This window comes from Nonlabens ulvanivorans (assembly GCF_000732625.1).
Classification (GTDB): domain Bacteria; phylum Bacteroidota; class Bacteroidia; order Flavobacteriales; family Flavobacteriaceae; genus Nonlabens; species Nonlabens ulvanivorans.
The window spans coordinates 559,562-571,651 of the sequence record NZ_JPJI01000026.1 but is presented as its reverse complement, the minus strand read 5'-3'; the positions used below and the strand labels follow the sequence as shown (position 1 = coordinate 571,651).

The 12,090-nt window shown below is 34.6% G+C and carries 13 protein-coding genes and 1 other RNA gene; 8 read left to right on the top strand and 6 right to left on the bottom strand.

Features of this window, described 5'->3' with window-relative positions; genetic code table 11:
- Positions 1-4: 4 nt before the first annotated feature.
- Complete coding sequence (locus IL45_RS06465; RefSeq protein WP_036581689.1) at positions 5-1,714, bottom strand: M23 family metallopeptidase; 1,710 nt, start codon at positions 1,712-1,714, stop codon at positions 5-7.
- Between the two features lie 131 nt (positions 1,715-1,845).
- Here IL45_RS06465 and IL45_RS06460 point away from each other — a divergent pair, with 131 nt between their 5' ends.
- From IL45_RS06460 to rny, 4 genes are all read left to right on the top strand, one after another.
- A complete protein-coding gene (locus IL45_RS06460) occupies positions 1,846-2,136 on the top strand; it encodes a hypothetical protein (protein ID WP_036581687.1) in 291 nt (96 codons plus the stop codon).
- Positions 2,136-2,426, top strand: coding sequence for a cell division protein ZapA (locus tag IL45_RS06455; RefSeq protein ID WP_036581681.1), 291 nt, complete (start codon positions 2,136-2,138; stop codon positions 2,424-2,426). Before IL45_RS06460 ends, IL45_RS06455 begins: the two co-directional genes overlap by 1 nt.
- 53 nt (positions 2,427-2,479) lie before the next feature.
- A non-coding RNA gene (ssrS, locus tag IL45_RS14925) (6S RNA) lies at positions 2,480-2,590 on the top strand.
- A 44-nt stretch (positions 2,591-2,634) separates the two neighbouring features.
- Positions 2,635-4,218, top strand: a complete 1,584-nt coding sequence (gene rny / locus IL45_RS06450) for a ribonuclease Y (protein ID WP_397303440.1) — start codon at positions 2,635-2,637, stop codon at positions 4,216-4,218.
- 308 nt (positions 4,219-4,526) lie between these two features.
- Here rny and IL45_RS06445 read toward each other — a convergent pair whose 3' ends face one another.
- Entirely contained in the window at positions 4,527-5,474 is a 948-nt protein-coding gene (locus IL45_RS06445; protein ID WP_036581678.1) for an aldo/keto reductase, read from the bottom strand.
- 87 nt (positions 5,475-5,561) lie between these two features.
- Positions 5,562-6,458 (bottom strand): site-specific tyrosine recombinase XerD, encoded by an 897-nt coding sequence (gene xerD, locus IL45_RS06440; RefSeq protein ID WP_036581675.1) that lies wholly within the window; start codon positions 6,456-6,458, stop codon positions 5,562-5,564.
- 206 nt (positions 6,459-6,664) lie between these two features.
- On the opposite strand from xerD, the gene IL45_RS06435 reads away from it, so the two are divergent.
- Positions 6,665-7,273, top strand: a complete 609-nt coding sequence (locus IL45_RS06435) for a porin family protein (RefSeq protein WP_036581673.1) — start codon at positions 6,665-6,667, stop codon at positions 7,271-7,273.
- A 93-nt stretch (positions 7,274-7,366) separates the two neighbouring features.
- Positions 7,367-7,786 carry a type II 3-dehydroquinate dehydratase gene (gene aroQ, locus IL45_RS06430; RefSeq protein ID WP_036581670.1) on the top strand — a complete coding sequence of 140 codons (420 nt, stop codon included), beginning with the start codon at positions 7,367-7,369 and terminating at the stop codon, positions 7,784-7,786.
- Between the two features lie 51 nt (positions 7,787-7,837).
- On the opposite strand, the gene IL45_RS06425 is transcribed toward aroQ, so the two are convergent.
- A complete protein-coding gene (locus IL45_RS06425) occupies positions 7,838-8,182 on the bottom strand; it encodes a TM2 domain-containing protein (RefSeq protein ID WP_036581667.1) in 345 nt (114 codons plus the stop codon).
- A 45-nt stretch (positions 8,183-8,227) separates the two neighbouring features.
- Between IL45_RS06425 and IL45_RS06420 the strand changes: the two genes are divergently transcribed.
- Positions 8,228-9,118 (top strand): hypothetical protein, encoded by an 891-nt coding sequence (locus IL45_RS06420; RefSeq protein ID WP_036581665.1) that lies wholly within the window; start codon positions 8,228-8,230, stop codon positions 9,116-9,118.
- Between the two features lie 51 nt (positions 9,119-9,169).
- On the opposite strand, the gene IL45_RS06415 is transcribed toward IL45_RS06420, so the two are convergent.
- Entirely contained in the window at positions 9,170-9,781 is a 612-nt protein-coding gene (locus tag IL45_RS06415; RefSeq protein WP_036581662.1) for a porin family protein, read from the bottom strand.
- A 175-nt stretch (positions 9,782-9,956) separates the two neighbouring features.
- Here IL45_RS06415 and IL45_RS06410 point away from each other — a divergent pair, with 175 nt between their 5' ends.
- Positions 9,957-10,547, top strand: coding sequence for a hypothetical protein (locus IL45_RS06410; RefSeq protein ID WP_146128670.1), 591 nt, complete (start codon positions 9,957-9,959; stop codon positions 10,545-10,547).
- An 80-nt stretch (positions 10,548-10,627) separates the two neighbouring features.
- Here the strand turns inward: IL45_RS06410 and lpdA are convergent, their stop codons facing one another.
- Positions 10,628-12,019: a dihydrolipoyl dehydrogenase gene (gene lpdA, locus IL45_RS06405; RefSeq protein ID WP_036581657.1), complete on the bottom strand. Its 1,392-nt coding sequence runs from the start codon at positions 12,017-12,019 to the stop codon at positions 10,628-10,630.
- Between the last annotated feature and the right edge of the window lie 71 nt (positions 12,020-12,090).

The window sequence follows — 12,090 nt, the reverse complement described above, 5'->3', positions numbered from 1 at the left end:
TTAATTAAATCTTGCGGAAAAACGTAGCTTCAAATGTAGTGCTATTTCCAGCATTGTCCGTTACGATTACTTTAAGGTGGTTTTCACTATCTGTAACGACATTATCTGAAAAATCGTGTTTTATGATACCAGTTTTATAATCGTACTCCATGAGAATGAATTTGCCATTTACTGTTGCTCGATATCCGTCAATGCCACTGTCTTTATCTGCAATAGATAGTTTTAATGTTTTATTCTTACTAATCCATTGTTTGTTTTTAAAATTGATGGGTTTAATAGTAGGTTTTTTATCATCCTTAGTAATGGCATAAGTACCCATTATTTTACTGTAAGCAGTCAGTTTGTTGCCATTGCGTTTTGTGTTAACGTGATAGGCAGCACCCCATGAGGTAATACGTGCAATGTAGTATTGATCCAGATTATCACCAGCTTTTGAGCTTATATCAAATTCAAGTATAAAGTTTTTATGCAACGGTACAATGTCTCTATGAATAGTTATGGTGTCTAAGTTTTCTTTGATTTCTAATAGTTGGTCTTCATATAAAGCACCTTTGGGAATTGTGAGGTTAAATTTCCCCATTTTACTATTGAATGTGGTTGAATGACTTACATATTCTAATCCGTCATTATCAGGTGCTAATAATTCTGTAGGCGGTTGATCATTAATGATGTCTACAACAATCTTACTGGTATTGTTTTGGTAATCTTTGATTTCAATATGATAGCTGCTATTAGATCCAGGTTCATAAAGGGATAGTTTACCATCGTTAATTGAATTGCCGTAAAGGCTTAATGGACTTCCTGGTGGAATAAATAATTTTGAAATACGACTTTTCTTTTCTTTGAAAAACTCATAATCAATCATTTGATTCAAATATCTGGTCTCACTAAATGCATAAGTGTCAAAACAAATTTCAAAATTAGGAGTACCGTTAAAGCTGGTTTTAATTTGATAAACACCATTCTGGTTATTACCACCATTTTGACGGTCACTGGTATTAACGCCTATACCTATCGTACCATATGCATTTAGCTTTTCTGTTTTAAACCCACCAGTTTTTAAAGGTATAAGCCTTAAAAGAGTAGGTTCATTCTTTCCATTTATAGTTGCGTTTTCATCTAGTGGATAGGCCATTACTTGCTTTACTAACGGCTTTTTAGTGTCTGGTACATTAATACCCATCATCATTGGGTTGATAGGTCTTGCAGCACTGTCCCTAATTTCAAAATGTAAGTGAGGTCCACCGCTACCGCCACTATTACCACTAAAGGCAACTACCTCACCTTGATCTACTCTCAATTCAAGATCAGTTGGGAAAAGTTGGATTTCATAAGTTTCATTATCGTACTGTCTTTTTTTAAGATACTCTTCTATACGAGGAGATAATTTATCTAGGTGTGCATATACGCTAGTGTATCCGTTAGGATGTGTGATGTAAATAGCTTTACCATAACCATAGCGTTCAATTTTAATACGACTAACATAACCAGAAGCTGTAGCATAAACTTTTAAACCAGTGCGCTGGTTTGTTTTAATATCTAAACCACTATGAAAGTGATTAGAGCGCAATTCTCCAAAAGTTCCAGATAATTTTAATTCAATATCTAGTGGATTCTTGAAATAACCTTCAGGAATATTTTTTTGGTTTTGGCTTGCGCCAAAATTGGACACAACGAGCAATGAAAAGAAGAAAATTATTTTTTTATGTAACATAGGCTAAATATAATAGGCTTGCGCCAACTTGCAAAGAGATTTCTTACTGGTCTTTCAAACTTTGTTCCAATAATGTTTGATAAGTCTCGCGGTAATCCTAATTTTGTAAGAACAGTATAAAATTTGCTCAAGTGCCAACACTTTCTTCCCAAATTGCAACCATAGAGCTTAAAATCAAAGCTTTAATTGAAGAAAATGTGCGATTAAAAACGCAGAATGAACAGCAAAAGGCTGAAATGTCCTTGCTAGAAGACGATAATAAAGAGCTCGTTGAGGCGTTAAAAGTTAGTGAAGAGAGAATTGTGGCACTTAAAACCGCAAATGCTATGCTGGGTAGTGACGATTATAAAACAAAAACCAAGCTCAAAATAAACGCATTGATTCGTGAACTCGATCAGTGTATAGATCAAATAGCTTCATAGTGGCAGATAAACTAAAAATAAAGATTTCAATTGCAGATCGTGTTTATCCACTAACCATAGATCCTTCTCGTGAAGAAGGTTTGCGTAAAGCAGCAAAAAATATCGAGGCGATGATTAAACAGCTTGAAAGCAGTTATGCCGTAAGAGATAAGCAAGACGTTCTAGCGATGTGTGCTCTTCAATTTGCAGCAAAAGCTGAACAAATAAATATAGATAGTAGTGAAGATGTAGCCCAGGCACAAGAACAGTTAGAAGTCTTGAGCCAGTTATTATCACAACAATTATCTTAGTCGTTCTTTAAACATAAACAGTTACTACCTGCACTTGTTTCATTTTTTGGTGAACTCAACACGTAATTCTTTAAAAAAGGTGAGTCGTGGTTGTAAAAGCAAGCCGAACCTATGAGCCGGATCCTTGATCAACCAGTTAACCTTAAACTTTATTTAAGGAGTTCATTCAAAACCCAACTTGTGCAGGTTTTTTTATATATAATAACCAATGGAAACATCAGCAATGACACCAATCATATATGCTATCGTAGCATTAATAGTAGGTCTAGCAATAGGCTACTTCATAGCAAAATCAATAGTTGAAAAAGGCAAAGCCTCACAACTTATAGCCGATGCACAGAAAGAAGCAAAATCTTTAGTTAAAGAAGCCCAAGTAGAAGGCGAAAAAATTAAAAATGAAAAAACTTTTAAGGCAAAAGAGAAATTTATAGAGCTTAAATCGCAACATGAGAAAGAAATCATGAATCGCGAAAAGAAAATGAGCGATGCTGAAAAGCGTACAAGAGATAAGGAGTCTAAAGTGTCTAGTGAACTTGCAAAAACTAAACAATTAGAGCAAAAATTATCCAATAAAATAAATGACTTAGATTCTAAAAGAGAGTCTATTCTTAAAAAACAAGCCGAAGTTGAAAAAATGCACGAGTCTCAGGTAAAACAACTTGAGGTTATTAGTGGAATGTCTGGTGAGGATGCTAAAAAACAATTAGTAGAGTCTTTAAAAGATAAGGCAAAGACCGAAGCGATGAGTATAGTGCAAAGTACTATCGAAGAGGCAAAACTTACCGCAACACAAGAAGCACGTAAAGTTATTATTAATACAATACAGCGCATAGGTACTGAAGAGGCTGTAGAAAATTGCGTTTCTGTATTCAATCTTGAGTCGGACGACGTAAAAGGTCGTATAATAGGACGAGAAGGTCGCAATATTAGAGCTATTGAAGCTGCTACTGGTGTTGAGATTATAGTTGATGATACACCAGACGCAATTATTCTTTCTTGTTTTGACTCAGTACGTAGAGAGGTAGCTCGTTTGTCATTACACAAATTAGTAACTGATGGACGTATTCACCCAGCTAGAATTGAAGAGGTTGTTGCAAAAACAAGAAAGCAGATTGATCAAGAAATTGCTGAGGTTGGGAAACGTACTGTGATTGATTTAGGAATACATGGTCTACATCCAGAATTAATTAAAATGGTAGGTAGAATGAAGTATCGTTCTTCTTATGGACAAAACTTATTGCAGCACAGTAGGGAAGTAGCAAAGTTATGTGGTACCATGGCAGCAGAGTTAGGGTTGAATCCTAAACTTGCAAAACGCGCTGGATTACTACATGATATTGGTAAGGTGCCAGAAACAGAAGATGAAACTCCTCACGCAATCTTAGGTATGAACCTAGCTGAAAAGCATGGTGAGAAACCAGAAGTTTGTAATGCTATAGGTGCTCACCACGATGAAATTGAAATGACATCATTACTTTCTCCTATCGTACAGGTGTGTGATGCTATAAGCGGTGCACGTCCAGGAGCTAGACGTCAGGTGCTAGACTCTTACATTCAGCGATTAAAAGATCTTGAAGAAATAGCATTTGGTTTCAACGGTGTTGAAAAAGCATATGCCATTCAAGCAGGACGTGAGTTACGTGTGATTGTAGAAAGTGAAAAAGTAAGCGATGATAAGGCAGCACAGTTATCGTTTGAAATTTCACAAAAAATTCAAACAGATATGACTTATCCTGGTCAGGTTAAAGTAACTGTTATAAGAGAAACTAGAGCTGTTAATATAGCAAAGTAATTAAGCTATATTTTCTTAAACTAAAAAGAGCGCTGCATCATGCAGCGCTCTTTTATTATAAAGTAAAACTCTAGTCGCCCCTACACGTCTAGAGTTTTCTTTTTGATCACCTTTTTACAGGTTTTCATATTCATAATAATTAGTGATGTGATTAAAATAAATCTCTCACAGCTTTTTAATTAATGCGTACTTAAAAAGTTTTGCTTAATTACTACGGTATAAAGTTAAGCAAATCTAGCTCATAAAAAATACCCTTTAAAGGGTATTTTTTATGTAACATGTTTAATTACATTAAATTAAACATTTGTTTATTCGTCATAAATATTCTTATAACCTTTTTCTTCGACTTCAAAAAACTTACCAGTTACATACCTATAATGTTCATCGAGTTGGGCAAGGTTTTTAAGGTCATCTTTATCTAACTGCAATTGTGCAGACTCAAGATTTTGCTTAATCCTACCTGGATTTGTAGATTTAGGAATCACGGCAGTTCCTCTTTGAGCTGACCAGTTGATTAGAACTTGTGCAGGAGAAACATTATGCTTATTTGCAATATTTTGAACTTCAGTTTTTTCAAACATATTAGGTTCGTTCTCTTGTTTCATTCCTTCAGATCTGTCTCCACTACCTAGTGGTGAATAGCCTGTAAGATGTATTCCTTTATTACTGCAATACTCAAAAAGTTCATTTTGCTGTAATAATGGATGAAGCTCAACTTGATTCATTTCAGGCACTTCATCTGTATTTGCGATAAGTTCTTCTAATTTTTGTTTACTGAAATTAGAAACTCCTATATGTTTTGCAAGACCTTTTCGTTTTAATTCTCCCATGGCGTTCCATGTATCAGTGATAGGCGCCTCTTGTGGTGTTAAATAATCTTCAGGACCTTCTGGCGACTGTACATCGGGTTTAAATGCGACTGGCCAGTGTATTAAATATAAATCTAGATAATCCAGTTGTAAATCCTTGAGCGTTTGTTTCATCGCTGGCTCTACATCTTTAGGTAAGTGAGCATTGTTCCATAGTTTTGATGTAATCCATACATCTTCTCTTTTTATTTCTCCTTTAGAGAATACCTCATTAAATGCTTCTCCTATTTCTTTCTCATTACCATATATAGCGGCGCAGTCTATGTGTTTATAACCAGATTCTAAAGCGCTGATTACAGCATTTTTAACCTCGCCTGGTTTTGATTTCCATGTTCCTAATCCTATAGGGAATAGCTCATCACCATTTTTAAATTTTAAAGATTTCATAAGTTTTAGTTTTTTTATAAAGTTAGCTTTCGCGTAAGCGAGATAAAAGCAATTCTACTACTTTGACATAACTTTAATAGAAAATAACTAAGCCCTAGGATGGTGTTTTTCCATAATTTTAGTGAGGTGAGCACGATCGACGTGCATATATATTTCTGTGGTGGTGATACTTTCATGTCCTAGCATCATTTGAATAGATCTAAGGTCAGCACCATTCTCTAAGAGGTGCGTGGCAAATGAGTGTCTGAACGTGTGTGGACTAATTTTTTTTGTAATACCTGCTTTAATTTTAAGCTCTTTTATAATGTGAAAAATCATTGCTCTAGTCAGTCCTGCACCACGTCTATTAAGGAAAAGAGTGTCTGTATGTTGTGGTTTAATAGGTATGTGGCAACGTATCTCATCTCTATAAAGATTGATAACGTTTATAGTAAATTCTCCTATAGGTATAAATCGTTGTTTATCTCCTTTACCAGTTACCTTTATAAAGCCTTCTTCAAAAAATAGGTCACTTATCTTCAGTGTAATGAGTTCACTCACGCGTAGTCCACAACCGTACAATGTTTCTAGTATAGCACGATTGCGCTCGCCTTGTGGTGTAGATCGATCTATGGAATTAATAAGTGTGTCAATCTCACTTGTGCTTAAAGTGTCTGGAAGTTTGCGACCTATTTTAGGCGATTCTATTAATTCTAGTGGGTTGTCTTTTCTATAATCTTCAAGAATTAGGTAATTGAAAAATGCTTTTAAACTGCTTAAAGCTCTTGCTTGGGATCTGGCAGATACGTTTTTTGCGAGTTCATAAATATAATCTCTGATTGTATTTGTGGTAATGTGTGTCGGTGATTGAGATATCTTGTGATCTGTTAACCAAGTCGTAAACTTCTCTAGGTCGCGTTTATAAGCTTTTATGGTATTATCTGCTAGACTGCGTTCCAATCTAGAGTATGTCAAAAAGTCCTTAATGCTGTGTTCCCATTTCATAATTGTAAAGGTAGAAGTATTACTATTTATAAATTAGGATAATGAGGTCGTGTTAATTAAAAATTAATACATCGGCTTAAAAGGTTGACAGTTAATAATTGGCATTTTTCAATTAACATCCTTTAAGACTCCTTATATTTTTTTTAATACATACCGGTTTAGGACGCAATTATATTTGCACCGAACTAATAAAAAATCAAAATATTATGAAAAAAATTGCATTAAGTTTAATTTTAGGGGTATTTGCTTTTGGATTATCATCAGCTCAAGAAATTGATTTTGGAGTTAAAGGTGGTGTTAACTTTGCAAAATTAACAGGCGATAGTGTTGAAGACGCAGATGGTAGAACTGGTTTTCATGTAGGTCTTACAGGTGAATATATGTTCAACGACACTTTTGGATTACAAGGTGAGGTAGTATACTCTACGCAAGGATTACAATCAGAAGATGAGATTTTAGGGCAGAATGTTGAACAAGTATTAAAATTAGACTACATCAATGTACCAGTGTTAGCTAAATTTTATATCGCTGATTCTGGATTCTCTATTGATGCAGGACCACAAATAGGTTTCTTAGTAAGTGATAAGTATGAAGTTAACGGTGAAAATGTTGATGAAGAACTTAATGCAGAAACGATTGATCTAAGTGTAGGTGGTGGACTAGCTTATAAATTCAAAGAAGGTACTTCTCTAGAAGGATTTAATGTTAGCGCACGTTATATGATTGGGCTAAGTAATGTCTATAAAGATAATGACACTTTCGGTGATGATATCACTAATTCAAATTTACAGATTTCATTAGGATATAAATTCTAAGGAGATTATAAACGATGATTTAAAAAGCAGCCGCAGGGCTGCTTTTTTTGTTTCACGCTTTCGCGAAAGCGTAATTACCAATATCTTTAAACCATGAAAATACACATCATTAATGGTCCTAATTTAAATCTATTAGGGAAGAGAGAACCAGAAACATATGGTTCTAAAAGTTTTGAAGATTATTTTAGAGAGCTACAATTCGCTTTTAAAGAAATTGAGCTTTCATATTATCAGTCCAATATTGAAGGAGAACTAATTAATGAATTACATGCTGCTCAACAAAATGGAGTAGATGGTGTAATTTTTAACGCTGGTGGTTACACGCATACCTCTGTAGCGATAGGAGATGCCGTTGCTGGTATAAGCGTTCCTGTAATTGAGGTCCATATCTCTAATGTGATGGATCGAGAAGAATTTAGACATGTCTCCTATATCTCAAAAAATGCTGCTGGGATCATTAGTGGTTTTGGTCTTAAAGGCTATGAACTAGCCATTAAAAGTTTTAAGTTATAAAAAAAGGCCACTAGAAATAGTGGCCTTTTTAATATTGATGAAAACTGATTTCTACCAGTTATCAGAAAGTATTTGAATACCATCAACTAGCCACCATATACCTATACCACCTAAAGTGATAATGAAAAGTATATTCCAGTACCATGGGCTACCTAAGTACCATCTGTGAGCAGCAAATCCTCCTAAGAAGAACCATAAAGCAGCTGCAATCCACATTTCTTCATCAAGTGCCGCAGCAGCTGGAGAAGAAAGAGTAACCGTTGTAGTAGATTCCTCAACAGTTGTTGTCGTGTTAACTGTAGTAACAACGTTGCGTTCTACTGGGAAAGAAGCAAAACTTAATGTGCTTACCAGCATGAAAATGCTCATAAGAGCTAGAGTCAATTTAGTTTTCATATTAGAAAATTTAGTTAGTTATATTTACCAAATATATAATTTATAATGAATAAGCACCTTCTTATTGTAGTAATCTTCTTCTCAATATTCTCTAATGCACAAGAACATGAGTACCTAGGTTTTTTGAAATTACCAGACAGTACATTTATATCTTATAAAGTTAATTTTACTGAGAAAGAAGGTTTTATTAAAGGATATTCTTATACAGATATGAATGGAGATCACGAGACTAAATCGTCAATTGTTGGACGATTTAATGATCGTAAGAATACTTTAGAATTTAGAGAGGTTTCAACTATTTATACCAAGTCTGATATTACCGAACTTGATTTTTGTTACGTGTACTTTACTGGTAAAACTAGAAAACTTAACGGTAAGGCTGCAGTAGAAGGAACTTTTAAAAGCTACTATGATGACTTAACGAGTTGCATTGATGGTGAGTTGAGTCTTAACGCTGCTGATAAAATTGAAAAGCGAACTGAACGATTTGAGAGATTAGTCGCAAAGTCTAATAAAATTGCAGATAGCACTAAGCAAAAAATAGACATGAATCAATTCATGAGTCGTTTTGAAGATAATAGATTGAAAGGTGGAGAAAAGGTAAATATTATATGGAATCAAGATTATTTGAAATTGATGATTTGGGATCCAGGAACAGTAGATGGTGATATCATTAAAATCACTTTAAATGGTAAAGACATTTTGTCTTCCTATAGTACGGTAAAGAAGCAAAAAGAATTAGAACTACAACTTACAGAAGATGTCAATACAATTATTGTCACTGCTTTAAATGAAGGTAAAGAGGCGCCTAATACCGCAAAAATCAAATTATCTGATGGAAAAGGAGAGACCATCGATTTATTATCAAGTCTTGTTGTAGGTGAAGAAGTTACTCTAGTCTTTTATAGAGAAAAACCACAGATCAATAAAAAATAAAAAAAGCTCTAAAATATTATTTTAGAGCTTTTTTTATTTTTTAAAATGTTTTTAAAGACTAAACACAATTCCTGCATTTATACTACTGCGGCCATTTCTAGCTGCTTCACCGTCATTCTCCTTAAATACATCGTTTAATCCGGATTGTGCATCGTATTCAAAGAATATTTTTGCTTGATCTGAAATAGGAATGCGAACACCTATACCTGTATTAAATCCAAAATCGGTACTACTAAATGCTTCAGAAACATCCGAGTCATTTGCAAGAGCTGTTGCATCATTTAGAAAACCTACATAACCTCCAAAGTGTAAATACCAATTATCACTTCTTCCAAAATGTAAAACACCAGTTACAGGAATTGTCGTGTAGCTGAGTCTGAAGTCTGTTATTAAAGTACCGAATTCATCAGATACAAAACCATCTGCCCAGCCTTTTTGATCTAGTATAATTTTAGCTTTAATTCCCCATCGATCACTAAAATAATATTCTGCACCTACAGCTGCATTAAAGTTGAAATCAGATTTAGTATTGTCAAATGCGTTAGAGACGTTAGAGATATTTAATCCTGCACTTCCCATCACTTCAATAAGCCCTTTTTCTTGTGCTTGTCCAGTTAAGCTTAATGATACACAGGTGATTAAAGTTAATAATAGTTTTTTCATATTATAAATTTGGTTAGTTAAGGCCCTAATGTATCTAATTTATTAAATAAAATTTCAATTTATAGGAAAATACTTTGGTCGAGATGTTCATTTGTTAATTGGGAGCATTTAACAATTTGATTAACAAATAATTGTGTTTTAAATATGGTTATCTCCTGAGATAAAAAACTAAATGATGAAAAACAAATTTTTTGCGGCTATGTTGCTCGCATTTTCTAGTGTCTTACTAACAAGCGCGCAAGAAAAAAGATCGACAGATTTATCCTGTTTATTTCCAGAACCCAAGTCATGGGATTTTGGAATTCAAGTGAATCAAGGATTAGAGCGAAGTTCTTATTCTAATTTTCAGGGCACAGGTGGTTTTTCTCAAACCGATGGTATTACCAGACTAGCATTTTTTGCGCAGTATCAAATTAATAAGAATTCCAATCTGAAAATGGAATTAAGTGCTGGTTTATACTACCGATTAGCTTCTACCATATCTATACAATACGGTTATCAATTTGCGCCTCGTTGGACTGCTTACGGTGGTCTGGCAGTTGAGTATGCTGGCAGTTATAATTTCTATGATAGTAGAGAAAATAATCCTCAATACAGATCCATAATGCCTAGATTTCAACTAGGTGTCCGGTATCAGGCAAGTAAAAGTATTTTTATAGATTTAAGGTATGAAGGAGATATTCTTAAAAGAACTCAGCTTCAAAATTTATCTACATCCAGAGGTAGAATAAATACAGTTACATTAGGTATGGGAATTAAGTTTTAAAAGTTAAATTTTTAAAACAAATTAAAAAAGCCTCAATTTCAATAAGAAATTGAGGCTTTTGATTTATTATCAATCTTACTTTATAAGTGAATCACTTCACCATATGCGTCTGCTACAGCTTCCATTACCGCTTCACTCATTGTCGGGTGTGGATGCACCGCTTTTAACACTTCGTGACCAGTAGTTTCTAGTTTACGACCTAGAACTGCCTCGGCAATCATGTCAGTAACACCAGCACCTATCATGTGACATCCTAACCATTCACCATATTTAGCATCAAAAATCACTTTTACAAAACCATCTTTTGCTCCAGATGCGCTTGCTTTTCCAGATGCGCTGAATGGAAATTTACCAACCTTTAATTCATAACCAGCTTCTTTAGCTTGTGCTTCTGTCATACCTACACTCGCAATTTCTGGAGTAGAGTATGTACAACCAGGTATGTTACCATAATCAAGTGGTTCTACATGCATGTCTGCAATTTTCTCTACACACAAAATACCTTCGGCACTTGCCACGTGAGCTAGAGCTGGACCAGCTGTAATATCACCTATGGCATAATATCCAGGTATGTTAGTTTGATACCAGTCATTAACTAGTACTTTACCACGATCTGTAGATATTCCTATTTCTTCTAGACCTATGTTAGATAAGTTAGTCTCAATTCCTACCGCACTTAAAACGATATCAGCTTCAAGAATTTCTTCTCCTTTTTTAGTTTTTACCGTTGCTTTAACGCCATTACCAGATGTATCTACACCAGTAACTTCACTAGACGTCATGATTTTAATGCCTGCTTTTTTAAAGCTACGTTCCATTTGCTTAGAAACGTCAATATCTTCAACAGGTACAATACGATCTACATACTCTACTATAGTAACCTCAGTTCCCATAGAGTTATAGAAATAAGCAAACTCAACTCCTATTGCTCCAGATCCTACTACGATCATTTTCTTAGGTTGCTTTTCTAAAGTCATAGCTTCACGGTAACCTATTACTTTTTTACCATCCTGTGGTAAATTAGGAAGTACACGAGACTTTGCACCAGTAGCTATAATAATATGCTTTCCTTCAACAGTTGAAGTAGATCCATCTTCAGCTTTTACCTCTATTTTCTTTCCCTTTTTAACGGTACCGTAACCCATGATGACATCTATCTTATTCTTTTTTAATAAGAACTGTACACCTTTACTCATTCCGTTAGCAACATCACGAGAACGTTTCACAACCGCGTTAAAATCTTTATCTACACCAGTAACTTTAAGACCATAATCTTCGGCATGGTTGAGGTAATTGAAAACATCAGCACTTTTAATTAGTGCTTTTGTAGGGATACAACCCCAATTCAAACATACTCCACCTAGAGATTCCTTCTCTACAATAGCAGTTTTCAAACCTAATTGAGACGCGCGTATTGCAGTTACATATCCACCAGGTCCACTACCTAAAACGATTACATCATATTTACTCATATCTGTCAATTTTTAAGAGTCACAAAAATATGGAATAAAGTCCAACGGATTGTAAATTTGCACAACCTTAT